At 67.2% G+C, this 24,447-nt stretch carries 30 protein-coding genes; 22 read left to right on the forward strand and 8 right to left on the reverse strand.

Translation table 11 applies throughout. From position 1 onward, the window contains the following. Positions 1–3 precede the first annotated feature (3 nt). The 3 genes from M5C96_RS01135 to M5C96_RS01145 are packed head-to-tail and all read left to right on the forward strand — an operon-like array spanning position 4 to position 4,434. Complete coding sequence (locus M5C96_RS01135; RefSeq protein ID WP_272566645.1) at positions 4–1,488, forward strand: restriction endonuclease subunit S; 1,485 nt, start codon at positions 4–6, stop codon at positions 1,486–1,488. Then, the gene (locus M5C96_RS01140; protein ID WP_272566646.1) at positions 1,472–3,445 is read left to right on the forward strand and encodes a chromosome segregation protein SMC; all 1,974 of its coding nucleotides are present in this window, start codon (positions 1,472–1,474) and stop codon (positions 3,443–3,445) included. Before M5C96_RS01135 ends, M5C96_RS01140 begins: the two co-directional genes overlap by 17 nt. Beyond that, positions 3,442–4,434, forward strand: coding sequence for a DUF5655 domain-containing protein (locus M5C96_RS01145; RefSeq protein WP_272566647.1), 993 nt, complete (start codon positions 3,442–3,444; stop codon positions 4,432–4,434). Before M5C96_RS01140 ends, M5C96_RS01145 begins: the two co-directional genes overlap by 4 nt. A gap of 245 nt (positions 4,435–4,679) precedes the next feature. Here M5C96_RS01145 and M5C96_RS01150 read toward each other — a convergent pair whose 3' ends face one another. Continuing rightward, positions 4,680–5,252: a flavin reductase family protein gene (locus tag M5C96_RS01150; protein ID WP_272566648.1), complete on the reverse strand. Its 573-nt coding sequence runs from the start codon at positions 5,250–5,252 to the stop codon at positions 4,680–4,682. A 318-nt stretch (positions 5,253–5,570) separates the two neighbouring features. Between M5C96_RS01150 and M5C96_RS01155 the strand changes: the two genes are divergently transcribed. Continuing rightward, a complete protein-coding gene (locus M5C96_RS01155; protein WP_272566650.1) occupies positions 5,571–5,954 on the forward strand; it encodes a VOC family protein in 384 nt (127 codons plus the stop codon). A 41-nt stretch (positions 5,955–5,995) separates the two neighbouring features. Here the strand turns inward: M5C96_RS01155 and M5C96_RS01160 are convergent, their stop codons facing one another. After that, positions 5,996–6,931: an alpha/beta fold hydrolase gene (locus M5C96_RS01160; protein WP_272566651.1), complete on the reverse strand. Its 936-nt coding sequence runs from the start codon at positions 6,929–6,931 to the stop codon at positions 5,996–5,998. 223 nt (positions 6,932–7,154) lie between these two features. Here M5C96_RS01160 and M5C96_RS01165 point away from each other — a divergent pair, with 223 nt between their 5' ends. From M5C96_RS01165 to M5C96_RS01180, 4 genes are all read left to right on the forward strand, one after another. After that, a complete protein-coding gene (locus tag M5C96_RS01165; RefSeq protein ID WP_272566652.1) occupies positions 7,155–7,760 on the forward strand; it encodes a class I SAM-dependent methyltransferase in 606 nt (201 codons plus the stop codon). Positions 7,761–7,843: 83 nt separating this feature from the next. Further along, positions 7,844–8,155 (forward strand): nucleotidyltransferase family protein, encoded by a 312-nt coding sequence (locus M5C96_RS01170; RefSeq protein ID WP_272566654.1) that lies wholly within the window; start codon positions 7,844–7,846, stop codon positions 8,153–8,155. Continuing rightward, complete coding sequence (locus tag M5C96_RS01175; protein WP_272566656.1) at positions 8,142–8,489, forward strand: HepT-like ribonuclease domain-containing protein; 348 nt, start codon at positions 8,142–8,144, stop codon at positions 8,487–8,489. The genes M5C96_RS01170 and M5C96_RS01175 overlap by 14 nt, the downstream gene beginning before the upstream one ends. Next, positions 8,486–9,316, forward strand: a complete 831-nt coding sequence (locus M5C96_RS01180) for a tRNA-uridine aminocarboxypropyltransferase (RefSeq protein WP_272566658.1) — start codon at positions 8,486–8,488, stop codon at positions 9,314–9,316. The genes M5C96_RS01175 and M5C96_RS01180 overlap by 4 nt, the downstream gene beginning before the upstream one ends. Before the next feature lie 71 nt (positions 9,317–9,387). Here M5C96_RS01180 and M5C96_RS01185 read toward each other — a convergent pair whose 3' ends face one another. Beyond that, a complete protein-coding gene (locus M5C96_RS01185) occupies positions 9,388–9,885 on the reverse strand; it encodes a hypothetical protein (protein ID WP_272566659.1) in 498 nt (165 codons plus the stop codon). Between the two features lie 70 nt (positions 9,886–9,955). Continuing rightward, the gene (locus M5C96_RS01190) at positions 9,956–10,564 is read right to left on the reverse strand and encodes a DNA-3-methyladenine glycosylase (RefSeq protein ID WP_272566660.1); all 609 of its coding nucleotides are present in this window, start codon (positions 10,562–10,564) and stop codon (positions 9,956–9,958) included. Positions 10,565–10,736: 172 nt separating this feature from the next. On the opposite strand from M5C96_RS01190, the gene M5C96_RS01195 reads away from it, so the two are divergent. Continuing rightward, positions 10,737–11,309 carry a hypothetical protein gene (locus tag M5C96_RS01195; protein ID WP_272566661.1) on the forward strand — a complete coding sequence of 191 codons (573 nt, stop codon included), beginning with the start codon at positions 10,737–10,739 and terminating at the stop codon, positions 11,307–11,309. A 48-nt stretch (positions 11,310–11,357) separates the two neighbouring features. Here the strand turns inward: M5C96_RS01195 and M5C96_RS01200 are convergent, their stop codons facing one another. Both M5C96_RS01200 and M5C96_RS01205 read right to left on the reverse strand, forming a co-directional pair. Beyond that, entirely contained in the window at positions 11,358–11,798 is a 441-nt protein-coding gene (locus M5C96_RS01200; protein ID WP_272566662.1) for a hypothetical protein, read from the reverse strand. Next, positions 11,795–12,430, reverse strand: coding sequence for a peptidoglycan recognition protein family protein (locus tag M5C96_RS01205; protein ID WP_272566663.1), 636 nt, complete (start codon positions 12,428–12,430; stop codon positions 11,795–11,797). Before M5C96_RS01205 ends, M5C96_RS01200 begins: the two co-directional genes overlap by 4 nt. Positions 12,431–12,460: 30 nt before the next feature. On the opposite strand from M5C96_RS01205, the gene M5C96_RS01210 reads away from it, so the two are divergent. From M5C96_RS01210 to M5C96_RS01265, 12 genes are all read left to right on the forward strand, one after another. Next, complete coding sequence (locus M5C96_RS01210) at positions 12,461–13,414, forward strand: IS5 family transposase (protein WP_272563677.1); 954 nt, start codon at positions 12,461–12,463, stop codon at positions 13,412–13,414. 276 nt (positions 13,415–13,690) lie between these two features. Continuing rightward, positions 13,691–14,566 (forward strand): PA4780 family RIO1-like protein kinase, encoded by an 876-nt coding sequence (locus tag M5C96_RS01215; protein ID WP_272566665.1) that lies wholly within the window; start codon positions 13,691–13,693, stop codon positions 14,564–14,566. A 192-nt stretch (positions 14,567–14,758) separates the two neighbouring features. Next, the gene (locus M5C96_RS01220) at positions 14,759–15,097 is read left to right on the forward strand and encodes a hypothetical protein (RefSeq protein WP_272566667.1); all 339 of its coding nucleotides are present in this window, start codon (positions 14,759–14,761) and stop codon (positions 15,095–15,097) included. 130 nt (positions 15,098–15,227) lie between these two features. Then, positions 15,228–15,839, forward strand: a complete 612-nt coding sequence (locus M5C96_RS01225; RefSeq protein ID WP_272566668.1) for a DUF1439 domain-containing protein — start codon at positions 15,228–15,230, stop codon at positions 15,837–15,839. Between the two features lie 370 nt (positions 15,840–16,209). Then, complete coding sequence (locus tag M5C96_RS01230) at positions 16,210–17,352, forward strand: mechanosensitive ion channel family protein (RefSeq protein WP_272566670.1); 1,143 nt, start codon at positions 16,210–16,212, stop codon at positions 17,350–17,352. A gap of 121 nt (positions 17,353–17,473) precedes the next feature. Further along, positions 17,474–17,725, forward strand: a complete 252-nt coding sequence (locus tag M5C96_RS01235; protein WP_272566672.1) for a hypothetical protein — start codon at positions 17,474–17,476, stop codon at positions 17,723–17,725. 267 nt (positions 17,726–17,992) lie between these two features. Next, entirely contained in the window at positions 17,993–19,042 is a 1,050-nt protein-coding gene (locus M5C96_RS01240; RefSeq protein ID WP_272566673.1) for an SDR family oxidoreductase, read from the forward strand. Between the two features lie 81 nt (positions 19,043–19,123). Continuing rightward, the gene (locus M5C96_RS01245) at positions 19,124–19,495 is read left to right on the forward strand and encodes a hypothetical protein (RefSeq protein ID WP_272566674.1); all 372 of its coding nucleotides are present in this window, start codon (positions 19,124–19,126) and stop codon (positions 19,493–19,495) included. A gap of 151 nt (positions 19,496–19,646) precedes the next feature. Continuing rightward, the gene (locus M5C96_RS01250) at positions 19,647–20,075 is read left to right on the forward strand and encodes a VOC family protein (protein ID WP_272566675.1); all 429 of its coding nucleotides are present in this window, start codon (positions 19,647–19,649) and stop codon (positions 20,073–20,075) included. Between the two features lie 75 nt (positions 20,076–20,150). Then, positions 20,151–20,615: a GyrI-like domain-containing protein gene (locus M5C96_RS01255; protein WP_272566676.1), complete on the forward strand. Its 465-nt coding sequence runs from the start codon at positions 20,151–20,153 to the stop codon at positions 20,613–20,615. A gap of 330 nt (positions 20,616–20,945) precedes the next feature. Continuing rightward, entirely contained in the window at positions 20,946–22,010 is a 1,065-nt protein-coding gene (locus M5C96_RS01260; RefSeq protein WP_272566677.1) for a pirin family protein, read from the forward strand. 93 nt (positions 22,011–22,103) lie between these two features. Next, positions 22,104–22,568 carry a hypothetical protein gene (locus tag M5C96_RS01265; RefSeq protein WP_272566678.1) on the forward strand — a complete coding sequence of 155 codons (465 nt, stop codon included), beginning with the start codon at positions 22,104–22,106 and terminating at the stop codon, positions 22,566–22,568. Here the strand turns inward: M5C96_RS01265 and M5C96_RS01270 are convergent. Next, positions 22,555–22,794 (reverse strand): hypothetical protein, encoded by a 240-nt coding sequence (locus M5C96_RS01270; RefSeq protein ID WP_272566679.1) that lies wholly within the window; start codon positions 22,792–22,794, stop codon positions 22,555–22,557. The genes M5C96_RS01265 and M5C96_RS01270 overlap by 14 nt on opposite strands. Positions 22,795–22,886: 92 nt before the next feature. Here M5C96_RS01270 and M5C96_RS01275 point away from each other — a divergent pair, with 92 nt between their 5' ends. Beyond that, positions 22,887–23,357, forward strand: coding sequence for an FKBP-type peptidyl-prolyl cis-trans isomerase (locus M5C96_RS01275; RefSeq protein WP_272566680.1), 471 nt, complete (start codon positions 22,887–22,889; stop codon positions 23,355–23,357). 117 nt (positions 23,358–23,474) lie between these two features. On the opposite strand, the gene M5C96_RS01280 is transcribed toward M5C96_RS01275, so the two are convergent. Further along, complete coding sequence (locus tag M5C96_RS01280; protein ID WP_272566681.1) at positions 23,475–24,428, reverse strand: Csu type fimbrial protein; 954 nt, start codon at positions 24,426–24,428, stop codon at positions 23,475–23,477. Positions 24,429–24,447 lie beyond the last annotated feature (19 nt).

A 24,447-nucleotide genomic window follows, 5' to 3' on the forward strand; every position in this document is an offset into this window, starting at 1 on the left:
TTTGTGCAACAAAGCCATGGTGGAGTGGGATTGCGTCATGTGACCAAGGGGGTGTTTGAACGCACTTTGGTAGCTTTGCCGCCACGCGCTGAGCAAACTCGCATCGCCAACCAACTCGACACCCTGCTTACCCGCATCCAGTCCTGCAACGACCGCTTCGACGCCATCCCTGCCTTGCTCAAGCGTTTTCGGCAGGCGGTGTTGGAGGCGGCCTTGAATGGTGCCTTCAGTGAAAACGCAGTGGAGGGCGGAGCGCCAAGAGCCTGTATATCGTCGATTGCATCGGTCGGGACCGGGTCAACACCCCTGCGTTCTAACGCCCAGTTTTTTGCAAGTACCGGCACTCCGTGGATAACCAGTTCTGCGACGTCCGAGGCCATCATTCAACGAGCCAGTGAGTTCGTTACGGCAGCCGCTATTTCTGCGCACCGCCTCAAGATCTATCCAAAAGGTACTCTTCTGGTAGCGATGTACGGGGAAGGAAAAACACGCGGTCAAGTTGCCGAACTAGGAATAGATGCAACCATCAACCAAGCCTGCACTGCAATCCGTGTTGACAACGCAAAAGCGCTGACAGCTTTTGTGAAGTTGGCTCTGCAGGCGAACTACCTCAATATGCGCGAGCTTGCTGAGGGAGGCAACCAGCCAAACCTCAATCTGTCCAAGGTCAAGGAGTTTGAGATTCCTCTGCCCCCTTTGGATGTGCAGACCAAAATCGTCCGCCGTGTAGAAGCCCTATTCGCCCTGGCCGACCGCATCGAAGCCCGCGCCAATGCAGCCCGAAACCAAGCCCAATGCCTGAGCCCCTTGGTCTTGGCCAAAGCCTTTCGAGGCGAGCTGGTGCAGCAAGACCCGCAAGACGAGCCCGCTAGCGTGTTGCTGCAGCGCCTTGCCGCGACCAAGCCCGCCAAAGCGAAGGCATCGCGTGGGCGGCCACGCACCAAGACGCAAGAGCTTTTTGCCACGCCCGAAGTGGTGAAGCCCGATGCGACTGGTTTGTCCGATGGTATGTGGGCAGCGCCTGACGTGGTGGATGAGCATGCGGTAACGGCCCTGCTGGTGGCTGTGCTCAAGGCCTGGGGCGGCCCCATGCTGCAGATGCAGGCCCGTCTTGCCGCCGTGCTGTGCCTGCAACCCCGCCAGATGGCGGCGGCGCTGCCTGCAAAGCAAGCCGCGCAATGGCAACGGCTGGTGGGCCCGGCGGCGGACCCGCTGCCCACGCAGGTGGCACGCCTGCAGCCCGCTACCGACAGTGCTTGGCGCAAAGCCCTGCTGGGCATGCGGGCGCGTGGGGACTTGGTGGAAGAAGGCTCTGGGCCGCAGGCCACCTGGGCTTTAGGGATTGGCGCGGGCCAGATTAAAACGGCAGGTTGGCCAGAGGGCCGTGCGGGCTGGGTGGTGGCGTACCTGCGGGCCCATGGTGCCGAGGCCATCTTGCCGTTGCTGGAGACATCGACTGTGGAGTTTGTGCATGCAAGAGCAGCCTGAACTGTTTGAACGCCCTGCCTTGTGGGTAACGCCGCCAGCGGGTGCCAAGCAGCCTGCGCTGTGGGTGCGGCGGCTCACCATCTGGAAAGAGCCGCACGTGCCGGTGCGGACGGTGGAGCTTCGGCCAGGGCTGAACTTTGTGTGGTCGCCCGACCCGGCGGATTTTGGTGGCCGCAACGATGCGGGCGCGTTGGGGCACGGAGCGGGAAAGACGCTGTTTTGCCGCCTGCTGCGTTATTGCCTGGGCGAAGACCAGTTTGCGCCTGAGGACCAACGGCTGAGCATCAGCGCCGAGTTTTTAAACGGTTGGGTTTCGGCAGAGGTGGTGCTGAACGGCACCCCTTGGGGCGTGTTGCGACCTCTGGGCGTGGGGCGCGGGCATTTTGCGGTGGCGAATGTTTTGCCGGAACAACTGTTTGACCGGCAGAACGAGCCGACCGGGATGAAATCCCTGCTGAACGCCATTGAGACCCAAATCCTCACGCCGCAAGTGGCCGCCTTGATGCCGGTGGATCATCCGCACGATGCCTGGCGGGTGGCCCTGGCATGGCTCACGCGTGACCAGGAATTCCGGTTCGACCATGTGCTGGATTGGCGTGCGGCTGAATCTGCGTCGGAATCGCCCACCCGATCCATGTCGCGCAGCCGTTTGCAAGAGGCTTTGCGCGGCTTGATTGCAGCCATATCCCCCGAAGAGATCGAGTTGCAGCAGGCGATTGCCTCCAAGACCGAAGCCCACAAGGCCAAGACCTTGGAGGCGGGGCGCAGGCAGTGGGCTTGCGAGCGGCTGCGCCTGGAGATCATCCGCAATCTGGACTTGGTACCCACCGATGTGCCCGAGGGGCGGTTGTGTATTGGCGTGCTTCGCCAGGCCGCCAGCCAGAAGCTGGCGCAGGCATCCAGGGTGAGCCCGGGGGTGGATGTCTCTAACCTGGGTGACTTGAGGCAACGCTGGCGCGACAGCGAGCAGCGTGTGAGCGAGCTGGAGAAACAGTTGGCCGTGCTGGAAGCCAGCTTGCCCATTCGCGAAGCGCTGCTCAGGCAATACCAGTCAGAGCTACCCGCCAGCTCGGCCAGGGTGCGGGGTGCGGAAGTCTCTGCCTGCCAAATCTGCGAAGTGCCTATTGACCGCGTGTTGGCCCAAGGGTGCAAGCTCTCCCACAAACTGCCCGACTTTGATGGCCTGCGTGCGCGTCACGACGCATTGGTGAAGCAGATGGATGAGGCGAAGAAAGCCATCGGGGATGTCCGTGTCGAGATCACGTTGCTCAAGCAGCAGCTACCACCGGCACGCTCCGCACGCGATTCCTTGCGGCAAGCACTGAACAAAGCTGAAAAGCTCAACGAAGGCCGTTCCACCAGTTGGTTCAAGGTGACCCGAAGCCTGGACGACATCAAGCGCCTGGCGCGTGATTGGGACGACTGGGACCAAGCCATCTCTGCCGCTGCAAAGCTGGTGGCACAGATGGAGGACAACCGGGACCGCATGGGTGCGTTCCGTGAGCAGAAGGGGCTGGTTTTTGATCGCTTGTCGAACTACTTCGATGCGGTGATTCGGACTGTGGTGGGGCCCATGGCGTCAGGGCGCGTTTCGCTGGACGGCAATGGCGTGAAGCTAGCCGTTCAACTGGGGGGCGAGCGGTCAACCGCTGCCATTGAGTCGCTCAAAGTGATTGCGTTCGACATTGCCGTGATGGGCATGAGCATGGAAGGCACTACCCACCTGCCCGCATTCCTCGTGCATGACAGCCCCCGTGAGGCTGATTTGGGGCTCAGCGTGTACCACCGCCTTTTCAGCACGGTCGCAACGTTGGAAGCCCAAGAAAACTCCGTTTTTCAATACATCGTCACGACCACGACGCAGCCACCGGCACAGTTCCAGAAGCAGCCCTGGCTGCGCCTTGAGCTGCGTGGCTCGCCATCCACCGAACGCTTGTTGCGTTGTGATCTGCCATGAGCGACATCAAACTCTTCCGCCTTACCAGCGGCACCGCCACCGAGCTGCAAGGCAGCGCCTCCGATCTGGAAAAGCCTCTGCAAACGCTGATCGAAGCCAATCTGCAACCTTTGCTCAACATCCGCTTCATCGCCAGCGAGCATTCCACAGGCAAGACGCACGGCGGGCGCATCGATTCGCTGGGCCTGGATGAAAACAATTGCCCCGTCATCCTGGAATACAAGCGGTCGGTGGGCGAGAACGTCATCAACCAGGGTTTGTTCTACCTGGACTGGTTGCTGGACCAAAAGGCAGAGTTCAAGCTTCTGGTGCTGGACAAGCTGGGCGCCGCTGCTGCCGACGCCATTGACTGGAGCGCCCCCCGCGTGGTGTGCATTGCGGCGGACTTCACCAAGTACGACGGCCACGCGGTGCAGCAGATTGGCCGCAACATCGAGCTGATTCGCTACCGGCAGTTCGGGGGTGACCTGCTCTTGTTGGAGTCGGTGAATGCAGGCAGTGATGCGGGCAGCAAAGCGACAGCAGTCAAGTTGCCAAAAGCGCCCGTGAGCAAGCCGGGAGCGGACGCAGTTTTCGTGCCGTTGGTGTCTGATTCCCTTGGTGTCAAGGGCACCGGCCCAGATAAATCGGTTGCCGAAGTGTTGGCCAAGATGGCTGCGCCTGTGCAGTTACTGCTTGCCTCGTTGGACGGCTACATGCTTTCGTTGGGTGACGATGTACAGCGCAAAGAGCTGCGCTTGTATGTGGCCTTCAAACGGCTGAAAAACTTTGCCACCGTGGTTCCGCACCGGAAAAGTTGCCTTTTGCTGTACTTGCATTTGGACCCTGGCACAGCCGTGCCGGCGTTGGCGAACGCTTGGGATGTGACGAACATCGGACATTGGGGAACTGGCAATTTGGAGCTTACGCTGAGCACGCAAGCCGATTTGGAGGCGGCCAAGCCGTTCATCATGGCCGCTTATGAAGGGCGGTGCGCGATCTCCAGTTGAGGGACGCTTCCTGGAGATCAGTTTGGCTGAAATGAAATTTTCCGACGCGCGACGGGTGCGTCTTATTCGCCGCACATTGTGCGGTGAATCAAGGGGCTAATCGCCGCAAAGCTTGGGATGCTGGCTGAACGCAATTGCTCGCCTCCAGAGTCGCATGGCTATAGATGGGCTCGGAAATTTATCGCAGAACCACAGCATCTTCGGGCCTTTGCCAAGCCAAAAGAGCAGCCTTCCCGCCTCTGCGCTTACACCCGCACCGACGCCCCCGTCGCATAAAACTGCCCACCCGCCACGTAATGCAGCGTGCGCAGCGCCCCCGGCGCTTCCCCGAAGTGCCAGTGCCCTTCCCGAAACACCCGCTCGTCCGCCCACGCGGCGACCACCTCGGCGATGAACAGGTCGTACGCCTGCTGGTTGTGCGGCTCGGGCACCACGCGGCACATCAGCCAGGCCGCACAGCCCTGCACCAGGGGCGTGGCGTGGCCGGGCGCCTGGAACAACTCCACGCCGTGGTGCTGCAGCTTGTCGGGCCGCGCCTTGGCGCTGTCGGTGCCCACACCCACGGTGAGTGCGGCCATGGCCTGGGTCGGCAACTGCAGCGCGAACTGGCCGCTGGCTTCCACCAACTCGCGCGTGCGCGTGGCCTTGTCGATCACCACGGTGACCTTCGGCGGGCTGAAGTCCAGCGCGCAGGCCCAGGCGGCGGCCATCACGTTGTCGGTGCCGGCGTGGTGGGCGGAGACGAGCACGGTCGGGCCGTGGTTGAGCAGGCGGTAGGCCTTGTCGAGCGGGACGGGGGTGAAGTGAATGGGTGGCATGGCAGGAGGGGCAGTAGGGTGGATGGGATGGGACGGAATGAGATGGGAATGGGTTGCAGACAGCGGTCGGCGTTGGGTCAATGCGTGGCGCTCTGTTTTTGATAGCAATATGCCCTAGTGTCAATTGCGCTGGTGGCCATTTTGATGCTTGGTTTATCAGCGCGGACCCGGAGGGTTTTCCCCCACCGGCCCGAACCCCTCCGGGATGTCGCCAAGGCGGCGCGCAGCGCCCGCGGGCGACCCGCGCGCGGGCAGGCGGCCGCTACCATCGTCCGATCCCTTTTTTGCCCGGCGACGGGCGCCACGGAGACAAAAGCCATGTTCAGTCATGTGATGTTGGGTGTGAGCGATCTGGAAGTGTCCAAGCGGTTCTACGACGCGGTGCTCGGCACGTTGGGCATCGCCCCCGGGTCCGCCCACAAGAACCGCTATTTCTACCGCAGCCCCACGGGCACGTTCGCGATCTCCACGCCGATCAACGGCGAGCCGGCCTGCCACGGCAACGGCAGCACCATCGGGTTCACCGTGCAGTCGCCGGAACAGGCGCAGGCGTTCCACGACGCGGGCGTCGCCCACGGTGGCACCACCTGCGAAGACCCGCCGGGCTTTCGCGAGGGCCCGAGCGGCGCGCTGTACCTGGCGTATCTGCGCGATCCGGACGGCAACAAGCTCTGCGCACTGCATCGGCCGCCCAAGGCGTGAGGCGCTCGCTTCGGGCGGGACGGCTTTCAGCGCGGCAGGCGTCAGCCCGGCGTTGAGGGCGGTTGCTGCGGTGGATGGCCGGTGCCGTCCGCCGGGCCCGCGGGCAGGCCGGCCAGGAACCCCGCGATCCGCTGGGCCACCGCGTCGGGCTGTTCGCGGTGGGGCACGTGCGCCACGCCGGGCAGGATGTCCACACGTGCCGGCCCGGCGGCCCAGCGGGCGATGCGCTCGGGCTGCTCCGTGGAGCCGTATTCGTCGCGGTCCCCATGCAGGGCCAGCACAGGGCAGGTGACGCGCGCCATGGCCTCGGCCAGCGACCAATCGGCAAAACCCGGGTGCAGCCAGGTGTCTACCCACGCGCTCAGCACCCAGCGCGCCTGGTCGGCGCCGTGGTAGCGGGCCAGGCGCTCCAGGGCGCCGGGTTGGGTGAACTGGTCGCGCGCCTCGCGGATGCCCTGCAGCGTGCGCTCTTCCACGCAGGCCTGGGCGGCGATGGTGATGAGCGCGTCGCAGTCGCTGCCCGCCGCGCCGCCGGGGCCGTCACCCGGCGTGCCCCGCGTTGCCGCGCAATGGGCGGCCATGCCGCCGCCCACGCTGTGCCCCAGCGCCACGAAGCGTTGCACGTTGAAGTGCGCGCGCAGGGCCGGCAGGCTGGTGCGCGCCTCGTCTTCCACGAAGTCCCGTGGCAGCAGGCCCGTGCGCGCGTCGGAGCGGCCGAAGCCCAGGCGGTCGTACGCGATCACCCCGCGGCCCGTCGCGCGGCGCAGCACGGCGGGAAACTCGCGCCACAGGTCCACGCAGCCCAGCGAGTCGTGGAAGAGGACGATGGGCGGCGGCGCGGATGGGTCGGGGCAGGGCGCGGGCCCGGCGGCCCAGCGCCGCGCGAACAGGCGGCCGTGCGCGGTGGCGATCCAGTGGTCGGACGGGGCGGGACCAAGTGGTGCGGAAAGGGGCGTGGAGGAGGGGGCTGCGCTCATGCCGGACCATTGTGTCGCGTCCATTCGAATCGGGTGGAGCGGTGCCATGCCGTGCCGTATCGCCGACGCCGGACGGCGCCGGCCTGCCCTGCGGCGCACACAGCGGTAGGCATGCAGAGGGCGCGTGCGCGTGGCCGAGGCGATACGGGATACTCGCTGCCACCGTTTTCGCGTCGTCCCCCAGTCCCTCCTTCTTTTCCACTTCCCTGCAAGGACCGCCTCTTTGAAATCAGCCAGCGCAAGCACCTTCGACGAGGCGTACTACCAGCGCTTCTACTACGACAAGAAGACCAGCGTGGTGGACCCGCAGCACATGGAGCGCCTGGGCACTTTCGTGTGCAGCTACCTCAAGTACCTGCGGGTGCCGGTGCAGCGCGTGCTGGACGTGGGCTGCGGCATCGGGCTGTGGAAGGGCATCGTGGCGCAGCACTTTCCCGCGGCCAGCTACCAGGGCGTGGAGTTCAGCCCCTACCTGTGCGAGCGCTACGGCTGGCAGCAGGGCTCGGTGGTGGACTACCAGGCCAGCGAGCCGTTCGACCTGGTCATCTGCCAGGGCGTGCTGCCCTACCTGAGCCCGCCCGATCTGAAGGCCGCCCTGCGCAACCTGGGCCAGTTGAGCCGTGGTGCGCTGTATGTCGAGGCCGTTTCCCGCGAGGACTACGAGCGCGACATCATCGACGAAGACCTGACCGATGCGCGCATCTTCCGGCACTCCGCCACGCTGTACCGGCGCGGGCTGCGCGAGGGCGCGCTGGAGCTGGGCGGCGGCCTGTGGCTGAGCCGCCAGGCCGAGGTGCCGCTGTTCGAGCTGGAGCACGTGGGCGGTTGATTGGGGCCCTCGTCATGGGCAGGGCCATGCGCGCGGTGCAGGGCCGGCCGATGGGCAGTAGGTGCCCCCCTAGAATCTCCCGCATGCATTCCGCCATCGCCCAACACCTGCCGCGCATCGCGGCCATCTGCCAACGCTTCGGCGTGCGCCGGCTGGAGGTATTCGGCTCCGCAGCCCGTGCGCACGATTTCGATCCGAGCACCAGCGATGTGGATTTTCTGGTGGAGTTCGCCGATAACGCGCCGGTCGGCCTGCACTCGTTTTTCGGCACCAAAGCCGCGCTGGAGCAATTGCTCGGCCGTCCGGTGGACTTGATCGAGCCGGGCGCGGTGCGCAATCCCTACGTACTGGCCAGCATCAACCGCCATCGGGAGCCTGTGTATGTTGCCGCGTGATCCGCGCGCTTTTCTGTGGGATGTGCAGGCGGCGGCAAAGGCCATTCAGAATTTTCTTCAGGGCATGGACGCCGAGGCTTACGCCGCCAATGAAATGGCGCAGGCGGCCGTGGAACGCAAGTTCGAGATCATCGGCGAGGCGCTCGGCCAATTGGCCAGGGCAGACGCCGCACTGGCTGCGCGCATACCGGATCTGGCGCAGATCGTGGCGTTTCGCAACCAGCTGATCCATGGCTACGCCACCATCCGGGTGCACACGGTCTGGACCGTGGCACAGGACTCGTTGCCAGCCCTCATCGCCACGGTTGCCACTTTGCTGGAAGAGCTGGCTTGACCGATCCCGTGGACCGCTTGGCCGGCCACTCCCTTGCTCCCCACGCCGTCTCCCGCCTGCGCACCGAGCGCCTGGCGCGCAGCTCCAAGCCGTTCCTCGCCCGGGGCGGCCCGCGCGGCGAGCGCTGCCCCGGCTGCCGGCTGGTGCCCAGCCACTGCCTGTGCGCCGTGCGGCCCCAGGTCGCCACCCAGGCCGGCATGTGCCTGCTGATGGCCGACATCGAGCCGCTCAAGCCCAGCAACACGGGCTGGCTGATCGCCGACGTCGTGCCGGACACCTTCGCCTTCGGCTGGGCGCGCACGGTGGTGGACCCGGCCCTGCTGGCGCTGCTGCGCGACCCGCAGTGGCAGCCGTATGTGGTGTTTCCTGGCGAGTTCGCGGAGCCTTCGCGGGTGGTGACCCGGGTGGAGCCAACAGAGGTTCCTGCGCAGGGCATGCCGCCGCCGCAGCCCCGACGCCCGCTGTTCGTGCTGCTGGACGCCACCTGGACCGAGGCGCGCAAGATGTTCAGGAAGAGCCCTTACCTGAACCACCTGCCGGTGCTCAGCCTGCAGCCCGAGCAGCTGTCGCGCTACCGGCTGCGCCGGTCCCAACGCGACGAGCATTTCTGCACCTCCGAGGTGGCGGCGATCTGCCTTGAACTGGCGGGCGAGTCGCATGCGGCGCAGACACTGGAGGCCTATCTCGACGTGTTCACCCACCACTACCTGCAGGCCAAGCACCAATTGCCGGTGGAGATGGACGGCGAGGCGCACCGCCGGTTGCGGGCCGTTCGGACGCCGGCGCCGGGCGCTGAGGCACCAGGAGCTGCGCGGCTGGATGGATAGGACGCGGTGGGCTGGGCGGCGCGCTCTGGCACTCTGAAAGCCAGACGGCCCTCTGCTTCATCTCCTTCACTTCACCGCTTGCAAACCTCGCAGTAGTAGAAGTAAACGTCTTCCTCCCGGCCCTTGACCACCGGCGACAGATAGCCCACGCCGCTGTCGGCCGCGAGCGAAAGGCGCACCTGCCGGCCGTCCTTGAATTGCACGTCCACGGGATCGCTGGTGCATTCCCCGAAGGATCCGTAATAGTTCATCACCGCCACCTGCGAGATGGGGATGGCCTGCCGCAGGAAGTTGCGCACATACCGCTCAGTGACGCGGGCCGGCGGCGGATCGGCCGTGCATGGCTTGCCTTCCGCATCGAAGAATCGCGCACCGGACAACGTGATGCGGCGCACCGGGCCGATGGCGTAGGCGCGGGCTTCCATTCGGCGGCGGTCTTCCTCCTGTTCAGTTGCTGCTGCGGCCTTCGATGCCGAGCCCTGTGGTGGCGATGGGTCCATTGGCCCCGAATGGGCCAGGGCAACCCACGCCAGCCATGGCAGGGGGATGGTTCGCAGGGCGTTTTTCATGGTCATCGGTCGTTCCTGTTTCGAATCGGGCTTTTGCCCTGGCGATGGCTGGTTGGGGCTGTCCGGCGCATCAGCCCTGGTTTCTCACCCCCGCCGTGAACGGCCGGCTCAAGAACCGCGAACCCTTCTCCCCGAACCGCCAGGGCACGTCCACCGCCTTGGAGATGCCAATGCGCGGCCCGGCGATCACGTCGGGCGCCGGGCCGCGCGGCGAAGGCTGCAGCAGCGCGAACGGCGGCAGGTGCAGGGACTCGCCGTCCAGGCGTGCGTCGATGCCCAGCGCCTGCGCCAGCCGTCCGGGGCCGGCGCACAGCAGCCGGGCGTCCTGCAGGCCGCGCCGTTCGCGCATGGTGTCCAGTCCGTGGGTGGGCTCGATGGCCCGCAGCAGCACGCCGGCGCCATGGCCCGCTTCGCGGCACACGGTATTGACGCACCAGTGCAGGCCGTAGGAGCGGTACACGTAGGCGCAGCCCGGCGGGCCGAACATGGCCGCGTTGCGGGCCGTGGGGCCACCGAAGGTGTGCGAGGCCGGGTCGGTCTGGTCGTAGGCCTCGGTTTCCACGATGCGGCCGCCCACGCCGTCGACCAGCAGCGTCACGCCGATGAGCCAGCGTGCCACCTCGTGCGCTGGGGCGGTGAAGTCGATGTCGGCAAGGGTCAGGGGCAGGTCGTGGGGCATGGGCGTGATGCTAAGACCCGCAGCGGCCGGCCACGGCCGGGCCCTGCGGCATGGGTGCGGGACGCCACGGCGATACTGGCGGGCCGACCGCACCCGCCAGGCCGGCGTTCTGCCGGGTCCAGTGTCTCCCCTTGTTTCTTCAACCAACGAACCCGACCACGAAGGCATGCCCATGAATTTTCCGTCCCACCGATGGCTCCGCGCCGGCTTCGCGCTGGTCCTCGCCTGCCTGCTGGCCAGCTCCCCCTGGGCGGCCGAACTGAGCGCCAAGCGGCAGGCGCTGCTGATGTCCATGTTCAAGGAAGACGCCGTGCTCACCGAGCAGGTGCACCGCGACTTCTGGGCGGGCGTGGATGTCTCCGACGCTGCCGCCAACGAGGCCGCGCAGGACCGCCTGGCCGCGGCCATGCGCAATTCGATCGAGTACGAGCGCGCGACGGCACTGAGCTACCAGGCCAGCATGAAGCAGCGCAAGCCCGTGGTGAATCCGCGCTACGAGGCGGCCCTGAAGGACCGGCTGGCCATGCTGAAGGCGCGCAACCTGGCGCCCGACGACGTGCTGGCCAAGGACAAGGCGTTTCGCGCCTCGCTGGTGCCGATCTCGCGCGGCAAGCCGTTCGAGGCCGATGGCAAGCGCATCGTGATGACGCCCGCTCTGGTGGATGCGGCATTGCAGCGCGTGGAGGCTTCGCACCAGCGGCTGGAGCGTTTGCTCAATCCGGTGTGGGCCGGCGCCGGGGGCTGACACGGCCCGCCTTGCGGTGCAGCTAATGCACAGAGGCTGGAGGCCTGTTCACTTGACGGAAGGAAAGGTGAAGTCTGCGCCCATGAGCCCTTCACAGGCCTCGCAGTAGAGGTAGTACGTGGTCTGGTGGATCTGCAGCACGCCCCAGCCCGTCGCGTTGTCCAGCGACAGCCGGCCTTTTTTCCGGTTCGGCAGTTGCAGTTGCGCTTCGGCCTGGCAGTCGCCCTGGTCCAGACTCTGGAGGTAGTTGTACCGGGCGCTTCGGACGGCATGCTGCCAAAAATAGGCCACCCGGCGGGTGTCGATGGAAAGGTTTTCGCAGTTCGTATCCCCGCCTTGCACGCTTTTGGCCGAGCCGTTGGTGATGTGAATGTTGGCAATGCGGCCAATGGCTTGGGACGCATAGGCAGAGGCGGGGACAGGCGTGGTGGCCCACGACACAGTTGCTCCGCTCAAACCCAGTAACAGCGTCAAGGTGATTTTGGTCATCGCCATACCGCTGTCGAAGCTTCCGTGGTGTTTTTGTAGCTCACATCCGGATGTCGATGAATTTCTGTTTTAGGGATCACGAGCGTCTGGGTCAATTCATCGACGAGGTATTGCAGTGCGATCTGCTGTGCACCGGTCAGCGTTTCGTAGATGGAGTGATCGTTAATGAACCGCTCTCTCTTTTCCTGCGGCAACCCGAGAGGAAGCGGTTTGTTTGCCGGCAGCACAGCGCGGCCCACAATTTCGATTCCAATGCTGTCTGTATTCGAAGGGAATCGTGCAGGTACTGCCTTTGATTTCTCTGTCTTGTGGATACCCTCGTAGTTCTGACTGCTGAGTAACTTTACTTCAGAGGGTGCGCAATTTTTTTCCACGATGCACCGTGCTTTCAAACGACCGACGTGGTTGGTGGCAAACAGCAGCGAGGCAGTCTGGTAGATCACACCTGTTTTAGCGATCAGAAAGTGGGCTCCATTTGCTTTGGGTTGCCGATAACTATTGAACACAGCGCGTTCGTTATCGGTGTTGGTCTGATGAACAATGATGCCGTTCACCTTGTCCATTCGGCCACGCTCGATGCCGATGGCCCTGTGGGCAATGATCTTTGCATCGCCAATGGCTTTGTTGCACAAAGCGATGCAGCTCGCTGGTAGTCTGACCAGATGAGTGAAGGCAAGAAGATGCGGACCCGCTACCGCACGACAAACTGGGCACAGTACAACGCGGCATTGAAGGCCCGTGGATCGCTGACGATGTGGCTGGATAGGGGGATGCAGTGGCTGGCTGAGCCCAAAGGCAAACGCGGTCGCAACCAAACGTTCTCGGATGCCGCGATCCAGTTCTGTCTGAGCATCAAGTGCCTGTTTGGTCAGCCCCTTCGCCAAGCGCTTGGCATGGTCCAAAGCCTGCTCAAGCTGGCTGGGGTGAACTGGCCGGTCCCTGACTTCAGCACGGTCTGTCGGCGCCAAAAGGATCTGCAAGTCCAACTGAACTACCAGCCGAGGAGCTCACCGCTGCACCTGCTGGTGGACAGCACAGGCATTAAGTTCCTGGGAGAAGGTGAATGCAAGCGCAAAAGGCACGGGGCCGAATACCGGCGCGAATGGCGTAAGGTTCATTTGGGCATCGATGCTCAGACACTGGAGATCCGGGCCATCGAGGTCACCAGCAACGCCATTGGAGATGCGCCCATGCTGCCGCAGTTGCTGGCGCAAATTGAGGTCGATGAGCCCATCGCCAGTGTCAGTGTCAGTGCTGACGGAGCTTATGACACGCGGGCCTGTCTGGACACCATTGCCAGACGAGGTGCACAGGCCGTGATCCCGCCACGCAAGAACGCCAGTTTCTGGAAACGGGCCAGTCCCGGGTCAGCCAGCCGTAACGAAGCCGTACGGGCCTGCAGGCGCCTGGGCTGGCGTATCTGGAAGAGCTGGAGCGGCTACCACCGGCGCAGCCTGGTGGAGACCAAGATGCACTGCTTCAAGCGCTTGGGCGAGCGGGTCATGGCACGAACGTTTGAGCGTCAGGTGGTTGAGCTGCATGTCCGAGTTGCGCTGCTGAACCGGTTCAGCCAGCTTGGACGGCCTGAAACCGTCGCGGTGGCGGCTGTGGCATGAGTGCGCCTGGGGCTGGGGTCATAACGCGCTCGATTCGGTTTGTGCAACAAAGCCATCGCCAATGACAATTCCCTCGTTATTCACATTCAGCATTTATCCTCCCGTATCGGGGAGGGAATGTACTGCGCAAGTGAAATGGTTTTCGTGAAAAATCGTTAACGCGGCTGTATTGCGCTAGATGTGGAGGTATGTGGTGCTGATGCCATCACTGCACGCATGCTGTGAGCTGCTCAGGCTTGCTCGCAGCTATTCATCCCATGCGCGCAAAATGCCCCGATGAAAGCTCCCCCCAGACTCCAGTCCCTCATCGAGGAAGGCCTCATCGACACCGTGGTGCGCCAGCTCATGAGCGGCAAGGAAGCCATGGTGTACGTGGTGCGCTGCGGCGACGAAACGCGCTGCGCCAAGATCTACAAGGAGGCCACGCACCGCAGCTTCCGGCAGGCGGTGGACTACACCGAGAACCGCCGGGTCAAGAACTCCCGCTCGGCCCGTGCGATGGCCAAGGGCAGCAAGTTCGGCCGGCAAGCGCAGGAGGCCGCGTGGCAGAGCGCCGAGGTCGATGCGCTCTACCGCCTGGCGGCCGCCGGCGTGCGGGTGCCGCAGCCGTTCAACTTCCACGAGGGCGTGCTGCTCATGGAGCTGGTGACCGACGCGCACGGCGATGCGGCGCCGCGACTGAACGACGTGGCGTTCACGCCCGAGCAGGCCCGGGCGCACCATGCCACGCTGATCGCCGAGGTGGTGCGCATGCTGTGCGCGGGCGTGGTGCACGGGGACTTGTCCGAGTTCAACATCCTGCTCGCCCACCTGCCTGGCGCCGGTGCGGACGAAGGTGCCGAGGGCCCGGTCATCATCGACCTGCCCCAGGCCGTGGATGCGGCGGGCAACAACCATGCGCCACGCATGCTGCTGCGCGACGTGGCCAACCTGCGCGATTTCTTCGGCCAGTTCGCGCCCGAGTTGCGGGCCACCGAATACGGCCCCGAGATCTGGACCCTGTACCAGAGCGGCCAACTCACGAACGAGACCCCGCTCACCGGCCGCTACGAGCGCCGCCATGCGGATGTGGACCTGCAGGCGGTGATGCGCGAGATCGACGATGCGCGGGCCGAGGATGCGGCGCGCCGGCTGCGCATGGCGGGCGGGTAGCGGCAAGGGCGCGCGCGGGGCGGGGCTCACAAACCTTCACAAAACAGGCGCACGCGCACGGGGGTTGCCCTGCAAAATCGTCGACCGGGCGAAATGGCCGGACCTCCCAGGCGCGCGCCGCCGTGGGGGCCGCCGCCGAGCCCGCGCACGGCCCTGCCGTGCCTTGGCGATGACACCACCGGAGCCGCACCCATGAACCCAGCCACCTGCGCGATCTGCGGCCAGCCCCTGGACGATGCGGCCGAGGGCGCCTACGGCGACTGGGTCGCCTTTGCCGACCACGACAACCACACACTGCCCGAGCCTGGAAGCCGGGCGCCCGGTCTGGCCTATTTTTGTGCGGAGCACCTGGCCCTGGCCCGTGAGCGCGCCGCATGGCGTTGCCACGATGCGGTGCAGGCCCTTCGCCTGCATGCCGGCGCGCAGGCTGCAAGCGCGCCGCAGGCCCTGTCCGCCCCGGCGCCGCTGGCCGGGGCTGCGGAGGCTGACCTCGCCCCGCAGTCGCCCTGGTGGCAACGCTGGTGGGGCTGACGTGCGGGCCGGGGCCATGGGGCCGGCCGGTGCCCGCCTGCGCCGCCGCCCGGGAACTGATCGGCCTGCCCGGGGTCAGTCACTGCCGTTGCCGGTCTTTTCTTTTCCGCACATGAGGGTGTCCGCCACGATGGTTGCTTTCCGTTCGATTCCGCACCCCGCGCACTCCAAGCACTCCGCAGCACTCCGTAGCGTTTTCCGGGCCGTCTGCGCCGCGCTCGCCCTGGCGGCCTGCGCCGTGGCGCCCCAGGCCTGGGCGCAGAGCTACACGATCTCCGCCGAGCAGATGCAGGGCGCCGTGGCCGAGAAGTTTCCGCGCCGCTATGCGCTGGGCGGCCTGATGAACCTGGATGTGCAGGCGCCCCGGCTGCGGCTGCTGCCGCAGCAGAACCGGCTGAACGCCGACATGGACGTGACCGCCTCGGGCCCGCTGCTGCAGCGCCGCTACGCCGGCGCTTTCGATGTGGACTTCGCGCTGCGCTACGAGCCGTCGGACCGCACGATCCGCGCGCACCAGTTGCATGTGAACGCGCTGCGCCTGGAGGGGCTGCAGCCCCAGGCCGCGGAAATGCTCGACATCTATGGCCCGCAGCTGGCCCAGCAGACGCTGAGCGAGGTGGTGCTGCACCAGCTGCGGCCGCAGGACCTGGCCGTGCCGGATGGCCTGGGCATGCAGCCGAGCAGCATCACGGTGACGGACAAGGGGCTGGTCGTGCGCTTCGAGCCCAAGGCCGCACCTTAGAAAGGAACGTGTTCACCGATTTTTCGGGGATGGCTCTTCTATCCGCGAGGCCAGTGCCTTTCCGGGCGGTTTGGCGCGTTACCGTGTTTGCACGCAAGCCCCCTGCCATTGGCGGCGCACCGCGCCTTGCATCCCACGTTGGAGAGGTTCTGAGCGTCGGGCCCGGCGTGCCGCAGGGCAGGTGCGGCATGGTCCTACCCCGGTCCGGCCCGGCGTTTTTTACGATGGGCTTTTTCCGGCGCGGCCACGCAGCGCCGTTGCGCACGGCACCGCCGCGCTCGCCAGGGGCCACCGGCCCCTTCCGCCCCATTCCTTTCATGCCACCGGCGGCGCCTCGCGCGCGGCCCGGTCCTTCTTTTCAAGGAGCTCCATGAACACGCCATCCTTCACCTCGTGGTTCCAGACCGAAACGCTCTGGGGCCTGTCCCTGGTCAGCCTGGCGCTGGCGCTGGCCGCCGCGCTGGGCGCGTACCTGGCCATGTCGCTGCTGCTGGGCGTGGCCGTGCGGCGTGCGCGGCGCCTGGCCGAAGCACAGGGCGGCAGCCACCGCACGGCGGGCGTGGTGTACGAGTTGCTGGCCGGCACCAGCCGGCTGCTGGTGTTCGTGGCGGCCGTGCTGGTGGGCGTGGGCATGCTCGATCTGCCGGGCCGCTGGGCCACGCGCGTGGGGCAGCTGTGGTTCCTGGCGCTGGCGCTGCAGGTGGGGCTGTGGGGCACACGCGCGGTGGCCCTGGGGATCGCGCGCTACCGCATGCACCACGGCCTGGCCGCCGCGGGCGACGCGGCGCCGTTCAGCGCGTCGGCCACGCTGCTGTCCTGGGGGCTGCGCACGCTGCTGTGGGCCACGGTGCTGCTGGCCATGCTGTCCAACCTGGGGGTGAACATCACGGCGTTCGTGGCCAGCCTCGGGGTGGGCGGCATCGCGGTGGCGCTGGCGGTGCAGAGCATCCTGGGCGATCTGTTCGCCTCGCTGGCGATCGCGGTGGACAAGCCGTTCGATGCGGGCGATTTCATCGTGGTGGGCGGCGTCGCGGGCACGGTGCAGCGCATCGGCCTCAAGACCACGCGCATCCGCAGCCTGGGCGGCGAGCAGGTGGTGATGAGCAACACCGACCTGCTCAAGCAGACCATCAACAACTACCGCTACCTGCAGGAGCGGCGCATCGTGTTCCAGTTCCGCGTGCCCTACGGCACCACGGCCGAGCAGGCCGAGGCGGTGCCGCAGGCCGTGCGCCGCATCATCGAGGCCGAAGGCCAGGCGCGCTTCGACCGCGCGCACCTTCAGGGCTTCGTCGAGAACGGGCTGCAGTACGAGGTGGTCTACATCGTGCTGGACCCGGCCTACAACGTGTACATGGACCTGCAGCAGCGCATCAACCTGTCGCTGATGCGCGAACTCGCCACGCTGGGCGTGGACTTCGCCGTGCCGGCGCGCACGGTGCAGCTGGCCGCGCCGGCGGGCGGGCCGCCGCCCGGGGGCTTTCTGCGCGTGCAGCAGCCGGCGACGGCCTGAGCCCGGCGCGGTTGGTGCGAGCCGGCGCGGCCGGGCGCCGTGGCCCTTGGCCGCCCCGTTGGTTAAAGTAGCGGCCCTCGCCCCCAGGGCGCCCTCGATCCCCAACGCGGCAGAAAACCCCATGACCCAGGACCCGGCTCGACAGAGCGAATTGAAGAAGATGGAGCTGTGCGATGGCTGCGCCGGCATCCAGCGCAACTGGCGCCGCGCCCCCGGCCATGCCGAGCTGGTGCAGCGCGGCAACCGCAAGGAAGAGCGCGACCACGGCCTCGTCACCATCACCCGCTACCAGTGCGACCGCTGCGGCACGGCGTGGGAGTACGAGAACGACAAAACCGACCAGCGCGCCGGCTGGTCCGTGGTGGGGCGCTGAAAGCCTGCCACGGCGCGGCAGTCGGATGCTATTAAATGAATAGCAATATGCCCTAGTGGATATTGTGCTGGCGGCCTCCGGGAGTCGCCATGCCTTGCCCCGTGAGGTGGCCCGTGCGGCCGCCTTTCCGGCACCGTCCTACGCCCGGGCCCGCGATCGGGGGCTACAACGGCCACTGGAAGGCGGCGCCTTCGCGTCTGGGTGGGTCACTGCATTCAGGCGCCCGCGCCGTTCGCAGCAACGACGACCCCAAGGAATTCCGGCCCCATGCTCTTTGCCCGCTCCCCGACCCCCGATCCCGAAACGTCTGCCGACCAGGCCCCGGCCGCGCCCCTGCCCGAGCGCACCGTCGTCGTCATCACGGGCGCGTCCAGCGGCATCGGGCACGCCACGGCGCTGGCCTTCGCCCGGCGCGGCGCGTGCATCGTGCTGGCCTCGCGCGATGCGGGCACCCTGTCGGCGGTGGCGCTGGCCTGCCGGGCCGAAGGCGGCACCGCCATCGGCGTGCCCACCGACGTGACCGATCCCCAGGCCGTGCAGGCCCTGCGGGCCAAGGCGCTGCGCCATTTCGGCCACATCGACGTGTGGGTGAACAGCGTCGGCGTGGGCGCCGTGGGCCGTTTCGAAGACGTGCCCGTGGCCGCGCACCGCCGCGTGCTGGAGGCCAACCTGCTGGGCCACCTGCACGGCGCGCACGTCGTGCTGCCGCACTTTCGCGAACGCGGCCGCGGCACGCTGGTCAACCTCATCTCGATGGGCGGCTGGGTGCCCGCCCCCTATGCGGCCGCCTACACCGCGAGCAAGTTCGGCCTGCGCGGGCTGTCGGAAAGCCTGCGCGCCGAGGTGTCCGACCTGCCCCACGTGCACGTGTGCGACGTGGCCCCCACCTTCGTCGATTCGCCGGGCCTCTCGCACGGCGCCAACTACACGGGCCGCAGCATCCGGCCGCCGCTGCCCATGGTGGACCCGCGCCGCGTGGCCGAGGCCATCGTGGGCCTGTCCACCCGCCCGCGCGACGTGACCTGGCTCGGCGCGCCCGCGCTGCCCGGCCGCCTGGCCCATGCGCTGGCGCCGGCCAGCGTGGGCCGCGCGATGCGCTGGCTCACCGATGCGGCGCTGCGGCGCGCGCGCGAAGTGCCCGTGTCCGAAGGCAACCTGTTCGAGCCGTCGCGCGGCACCGCCATCGACGGCGGCCACCGCGATCATCGCGACAGCCGGCTGGCCGCAGTGGCCGCGCTCGGCGTGGCGGGCCTGGTCTGCGGCTGGTGGCTGGCCACGCGCGAGACCGCCAGCGACGGCACCGGCCGGCAGCCTTGACCTGACGCGCCATGCACCGCAGGGGCCTGTGCGCAAGCCCCCGGGTGGCTCCCGTTTCGTTGGAACTGAAAGGATGAGTCCATGACCGCTTCCTCGCTCTCCCAGGCCGCGCGCGCCGCGCAGACCTTCACGCTCTATGCGGCCGGTGGCCGCGTGTACGCCAGCAACGTGCGCGACAAGCTCATCGACCTGGGCGGGCTGACCGAGGCCCAGGGCCGCTACGGCTACGCGCTGGACGGCGGCGACCAGGTGGCGCGCGACGGGTTTCCCAGCCCCGAGGACGCGCTGGCGGACATCGCCGGCACCGTCACCTTCCTGTACCTGGACGGGCAGTTCACCGCGCTCGAAGACCTGTCCGATGGCCGCAGCCCGGACCTGAGCGACGTGCCGCAGATCCAGATCAGCCTGGACGCGCTCGGCCATGGCGAGCCGGCCATCGCCGCCGATATCTGACCTGACCGTTGGCCCTGGGGACCGCTCCCGCCCCGCGTCCGGGAATTCCCGGTGGACGCTGCCCGGCAGGCCGGCTATGGTTTGTGAACGGTGTTCACAATCGTGATGGGCGCCGCACCCGGCCCCGGCGCGGGCCGCCAGGAGACGACGCATGAAAGTGGAACCCTACCTGTTTTTCGACGGCCGGTGCGAAGAGGCGCTGGCGTTCTATCGCACGGCCCTGGGCGCGGAGGTCACCGCGCTGATGCGCTTTTCGGACAGCCCCGCCCCGACCGATGCGTCCGGTTGCGCGGGATCGGCCCCGCCGCCGGGCGACAAGGTCATGCACGCCGCGTTCCGCATCGGCGAGACCACGCTCATGGCTTCCGACGGCATGAACGGTGGGCAGCCCGTGTTCCAGGGCATGTCGTTGTCGCTCGGCCCGGCCGACGAGGCCGAGGCCCGGCGCCTGTTCGCCGCGCTGTCCGAGGGCGGCCAGGTGCAGGTGCCGCTGTCGCCCACCTTCTTCTCGCCCGCGTTCGGCATGGTGGCCGACCGGTTCGGGGTGCCGTGGATGGTGGTGTGCACGCCCGCCGCCTGACCGGACCGCCCCGATGCCGGGCGCGTGCCATCGCCCCTCCGATTGACCACGACGGCCCCCGCGCCCGCTGAGCCCATGATCGACACGCCCCACATCGCCGACCTGCCCGCCCGCCCCACGGCGTTCATCCACGTCACCTGCACCCGCGAGGAGATCCAGCACGTCATGGGCCAGGGCGTGCGCGACCTGATGGACGCCATCGCCGCCCAGGGCGCCTCGCCTGCCGGCCCCTGGTTCACCCACCACCGGCGCCGGCCCACGGACACCTTCGACTTCGAGATCAGCGTGCCTCTGGCCGCGCCCATCGGCCCGCACGGCCGCATGCAGCCCAGCGAGTGGCCCGCCATGCGCGTGGCCCGCACCGTGCACCGCGGGCGCTATGAAGACCTGGCGGGCGCCTGGGGCGAGTTCCTGCAATGGATCGAGGGCGAGGGCCTCACGCCCACGGGCGAGCTGTGGGAGTGCTACCTGACCGGGCCCGAGACCGGCTCGGACCCCACCGCCTGGCGCACGGAGCTGAACCAGCCGCTGCAGGATTGAGCGGCCTGCCAGCTGCGTTGGGGCGGCTTGCTATTGAATCGATAGCAATGCAGGCATGCAAATCGCCGGCATGGACTGGTTTTTCCTTGAAATGCAGGCTTGGAATGGCATGGCAGTGCGGACCCGTCCCGTCCCTGCGGCATGATCCGCGCGCAGGCCACTGTTCCATCCCCGCACCAGTCTGTCCTGCCGCGCCCGCGTTGCAGCGCCGCCGGCCGCCCCCATGTGCAGTGCCAGACCATGCCGCCGCATGGCCCGCGCCACGCCGGTCGCACCCCACCGTGCACGCCGGCCGCCGGGGCCGCGCGCGGCGCCACCCAGGAGCTTTCCATGCCAGCCGTTGCCGACACCCCGATCCTGAACACCCAGCCCCTGGGCCCGCTGTGGCCCACGATGGACCCGTTCCTGTTCTGCGCCCACCATGACGACGCCTACCCGCCCGGCAATGCCGAACTGGGGCCCGATGCGCCGCTGCACGGCCGGCAGATCGGCCAGGACTTTTCGCGCCGGGACGGCTGGAGCATGTACCACGGCGACGTGGTGCCCGGGTTCCCGCCGCACCCCCATCGTGGGTTCGAGACCGTGACCATCGTGCGCAAGGGCCTCATCGACCATGCCGACTCGCTGGGCGCCGCCGCCCGCTTCGGCCAGGGCGACGTGCAGTGGCTCACCGCCGGCGACGGCGTGGTGCATTCCGAGATGTTCCCGCTGCTGGACCGCACCGGTCCCAACCCGCTGGAGCTGTTCCAGATCTGGCTCAACCTGCCGGCGCGTTCCAAGCGGGTCGATCCGCACTTCACCATGTTCTGGTCCGGCGACATTCCGCGCGTGGTGGACCCGGGCACGGACGGCGCCGGCGCCACCCACGTGGCCGTGGTGGCCGGCCGGCTGGGCGAGGCCGCGCCCCTGGCGCCCCCGCCGGGATCGTGGGCCGCGCAGGCCGAGGCCGACGTGGCCATCTGGACGCTGCGCCTGGAGCCCGGCGCGCGCTTCACGCTGCCCGCCGCCACCGGCGAGGGCACCCGGCGCATGCTGTACTTCTTTGCCGGCAGCGGCGTCACGCTGGCGGGCCGGCCGGTGGACCACGCCGCGGTGGAGCTGCGCGCGGGCGAGGCGGTGGCACTGCACAACGGCGGCACGGCCGACGCCGAATTCCTGCTGCTGCAGGGCCGGCCCCTGGCCGAGCCGGTGGTGCAGTACGGCCCCTTCGTGATGAACACGCAGCAGGAAATCGCCGAGGCCCTGGCCGATTACCGCCGCACCGGCTTCGGCGGCTGGCCCTGGGGCGATGCGGCGCCGGTGCACGGGCCGACCGTGGGCCGGTTCGCGCAGCGGCCGGGCACGGCGCCGGACGTGCCCGCGCCGGTGGATGTGGGATTGCCATCGGCCGGGTGATCGGACTGTCATTTTTTGTGTGCAAATGGTTATTGCCGTGGGATGGAGAGGCCCGATTTAGCATTTGTGTTCCCTCACTACCGGAGTCGATGGATGGGGCAGTGCTACGCCGCAGGCGATTTCAAAAAATACTTCAACGAGAACATGCAGGATTTGGGCTTGCCCGTGCCGTCCACGCTGTTTGATACCTACAACACGGCCCTCAGCACGGCCTCGACGATGGTGGGGACCCTGGCCACGCTGGGCAAAGGCGCCACGATGGCTGAACTGGTCGGCGCCACTGTGGGTCTGGAAAAGCTGGCGGTGGCTGCCTCCATCGGGGCCTCCGCGTACACCGGAGCGGCCATCGGCAGCATCGCGGTGGCTGCGGGGCGCTCACTCGGCTGTGGATCACGCATGTCCGATCTTTTCGTGATGGCTCGCCAGAACAAACTGGAGTTCGATGGGCTGGCAGCCTTCTATGCCAACAACCCCCAGGTCATCCAGAAAAATCATCCGGGCCGGGCACGCTTTGGAATGCAAGCCAAAATCGCTCCGTCCAATTTCAGCTATGCGTGATGAATAGCCTTCTATTCCTGCTGCTTTGCATCGTGTTGGCGGTGCTCGCTTGGGGCGCTTTCCAGTTTCTGGGGCAGTACGCATTTTTGCTCATGGTGGTCGTCGTCGTGGCGTTGCTTGTCAGCAAGGTGGGAAAACCGAAGTTCAGGCAGAAAAAGTAGCCGTTCGTGGAATCGGGGAACTGCTGCGAGGCCGTTTTCCGGGTGATCTGGCTGCGGGCACCCATGGCGCGCGCGTTGCTCGACAATGCAGGCCTGCACCGCCGGGCGCACGCCGCCCGGCTTCGACGATCCACCGACCTGTCCGGACCCTCCCTCCATGAACATCTCCAAAGACACCGCCGTCACCTTGAGCTACAAGGTCACCACGCCGCAGGGCAAGCCGCTCGATTCCGGCCACATGGCATACCTGCACGGCGGCTACGACGGCATTTTTCCGAAGGTGGAGGCCGTGCTGGACGGCCAGGCCACCGGTTTCGCCACCACGCTGGACCTGACCGCGGCCGAGGCCTTCGGCGAGCGTGACGAAAGCCTGGTGCGCACCATCCCCAAGAGCGAGTTCCCGCCCGGCGTGAAGGTGGGCGGCCAGCTGCGCGGCGCGGGCAACGACGGGCGCGAGCACGTGTTCAACGTGGTCAAGATCAAGGGCCCCGAGGTGCACCTGGACGGCAACCACCCGCTGGCCGGCCAGGCGCTGCGCTTTTCCTGCAAGGTGACCGAGGTGCGGCCGGCTTCGCCGGAAGAAGTCGTGCACCGCCACGTGCACGGCGGGCACGGCCACCACCACTGATCGGGGCGTTCATGGGCATTTGCTATTAAAAATATAGCGAAATGCCTTAGTGTTGATTGCGCTGGCGGCCTGTTCGGCTGGATTTTCGGGACGGACGGGCTGGATGGGTGGTGCGGCTCAGAACTGCACGTCCACCACCACGTTGTCCAGGTAGGTGCCCTCCACCGGCGCGGCCTGGTCGGGGTACACGCGGGCGCGGTACGGAAACACGTGCGACCCCGTGCCGTTGGCGATGCCGCCCGCCGGGCCGGACGTGGCCTGGCTGCTGGACACGCGGGAGCCGACGGTCGTGCCCCAGGGCGTGGTGCCCGCGCCGAAGAAGATGTCGTAGGCCAGCCGGTTGCTGCCGTTGGCCATCTGGCGCCGCCCGCCGCTCGGGTTGCTGCCCGGCCCCAGGCCGACGGTGTAGACCATGCCGGTGGTGCACACCATCGCCACCTGCGACGCGGCCTCGCCGAAGCCCGTGGGCAGCGCGGCGCTGCCGAAGTTGATCGCCCCGGGCGTGATGAGGCAGTCGTTGTTCACCTGCAGTTCCACCGTCACGGTGCGCGTGGCCGTGCCGGCGTACACCGTGCCCAGGCAGGTGGCGAGCAGGCCCGCGCCGTCGCACAGGTTGTAGGTCCAGGCCAGCCGCAGGGTGTCGCGGTAGGTGCCGGCCGGGACGTTGGCGTTCAGCGTGGCGATCTGCAGCGGCACGGTGGCCTTGCGGTTGGGCAGCAGGGTGAGGATGTTGGCCCCGGTGGCGTTGATCACCAGCAGGCCCGACGAATAGATGAGCCCGCTGCCGTTGCCCGCCTGGTAGCCGATGGCCTTGGTGCTGTCGCTGATGTTGCGCAGCAAAAAGCCGTTGTCGCTGGTGAGCGTGGCCCGCAGCAGGCTGTCGGTGGACAGCAACGACAGCAGCCCGGAGCCGCAGGTGATGGAGAAGCTGCCCGGTGTGGTCAGACTGCCGTCGCGCACGGCGAACGAGGACGCCGAGCCCAGCGAGGCGCCGGTTTCCGCATAGCTGCAGACGGCGGCGAACGCCGGCGCGCCCGCCCCCAGGGCCGCCAGGGCGAGCAGGGGGCGCACGGTACGCGCCACCCCGGCG

The sequence above is a fragment of the Acidovorax sp. GBBC 1281 genome (assembly GCF_028473645.1).
In the GTDB taxonomy this organism is placed as follows: domain Bacteria; phylum Pseudomonadota; class Gammaproteobacteria; order Burkholderiales; family Burkholderiaceae_C; genus Paracidovorax.

Excerpts from the sequence above, each read along its gene's own strand:
- M5C96_RS01255 (WP_272566676.1), top strand. The coding sequence starts at position 20,151 with ATGATCGACACGCCCCACATCGCCGACCTGCCCGCCCGCCCCACGGCG.
- M5C96_RS01150 (WP_272566648.1), bottom strand. The coding sequence starts at position 5,252 with ATGCCACCCATTCACTTCACCCCCGTCCCGCTCGACAAGGCCTACCGC.
- M5C96_RS01260 (WP_272566677.1), top strand. The coding sequence starts at position 20,946 with ATGCCAGCCGTTGCCGACACCCCGATCCTGAACACCCAGCCCCTGGGC.
- M5C96_RS01160 (WP_272566651.1), bottom strand. The coding sequence starts at position 6,931 with ATGAGCGCAGCCCCCTCCTCCACGCCCCTTTCCGCACCACTTGGTCCC.
- M5C96_RS01250 (WP_272566675.1), top strand. The coding sequence starts at position 19,647 with ATGAAAGTGGAACCCTACCTGTTTTTCGACGGCCGGTGCGAAGAGGCG.
- M5C96_RS01245 (WP_272566674.1), top strand. The coding sequence starts at position 19,124 with ATGACCGCTTCCTCGCTCTCCCAGGCCGCGCGCGCCGCGCAGACCTTC.
- M5C96_RS01140 (WP_272566646.1), top strand. The coding sequence starts at position 1,472 with ATGCAAGAGCAGCCTGAACTGTTTGAACGCCCTGCCTTGTGGGTAACG.
- M5C96_RS01225 (WP_272566668.1), top strand. The coding sequence starts at position 15,228 with ATGGTTGCTTTCCGTTCGATTCCGCACCCCGCGCACTCCAAGCACTCC.
- M5C96_RS01190 (WP_272566660.1), bottom strand. The coding sequence starts at position 10,564 with ATGCCCCACGACCTGCCCCTGACCCTTGCCGACATCGACTTCACCGCC.
- M5C96_RS01220 (WP_272566667.1), top strand. The coding sequence starts at position 14,759 with ATGAACCCAGCCACCTGCGCGATCTGCGGCCAGCCCCTGGACGATGCG.
- M5C96_RS01175 (WP_272566656.1), top strand. The coding sequence starts at position 8,142 with ATGTTGCCGCGTGATCCGCGCGCTTTTCTGTGGGATGTGCAGGCGGCG.
- M5C96_RS01275 (WP_272566680.1), top strand. The coding sequence starts at position 22,887 with ATGAACATCTCCAAAGACACCGCCGTCACCTTGAGCTACAAGGTCACC.
- M5C96_RS01145 (WP_272566647.1), top strand. The coding sequence starts at position 3,442 with ATGAGCGACATCAAACTCTTCCGCCTTACCAGCGGCACCGCCACCGAG.
- M5C96_RS01265 (WP_272566678.1), top strand. The coding sequence starts at position 22,104 with ATGGGGCAGTGCTACGCCGCAGGCGATTTCAAAAAATACTTCAACGAG.
- M5C96_RS01155 (WP_272566650.1), top strand. The coding sequence starts at position 5,571 with ATGTTCAGTCATGTGATGTTGGGTGTGAGCGATCTGGAAGTGTCCAAG.
- M5C96_RS01170 (WP_272566654.1), top strand. The coding sequence starts at position 7,844 with ATGCATTCCGCCATCGCCCAACACCTGCCGCGCATCGCGGCCATCTGC.
- M5C96_RS01270 (WP_272566679.1), bottom strand. The coding sequence starts at position 22,794 with ATGGGTGCCCGCAGCCAGATCACCCGGAAAACGGCCTCGCAGCAGTTC.
- M5C96_RS01210 (WP_272563677.1), top strand. The coding sequence starts at position 12,461 with ATGAGTGAAGGCAAGAAGATGCGGACCCGCTACCGCACGACAAACTGG.
- M5C96_RS01235 (WP_272566672.1), top strand. The coding sequence starts at position 17,474 with ATGACCCAGGACCCGGCTCGACAGAGCGAATTGAAGAAGATGGAGCTG.
- M5C96_RS01200 (WP_272566662.1), bottom strand. The coding sequence starts at position 11,798 with ATGACCAAAATCACCTTGACGCTGTTACTGGGTTTGAGCGGAGCAACT.
- M5C96_RS01195 (WP_272566661.1), top strand. The coding sequence starts at position 10,737 with ATGAATTTTCCGTCCCACCGATGGCTCCGCGCCGGCTTCGCGCTGGTC.
- M5C96_RS01215 (WP_272566665.1), top strand. The coding sequence starts at position 13,691 with ATGAAAGCTCCCCCCAGACTCCAGTCCCTCATCGAGGAAGGCCTCATC.
- M5C96_RS01230 (WP_272566670.1), top strand. The coding sequence starts at position 16,210 with ATGAACACGCCATCCTTCACCTCGTGGTTCCAGACCGAAACGCTCTGG.
- M5C96_RS01185 (WP_272566659.1), bottom strand. The coding sequence starts at position 9,885 with ATGAAAAACGCCCTGCGAACCATCCCCCTGCCATGGCTGGCGTGGGTT.
- M5C96_RS01240 (WP_272566673.1), top strand. The coding sequence starts at position 17,993 with ATGCTCTTTGCCCGCTCCCCGACCCCCGATCCCGAAACGTCTGCCGAC.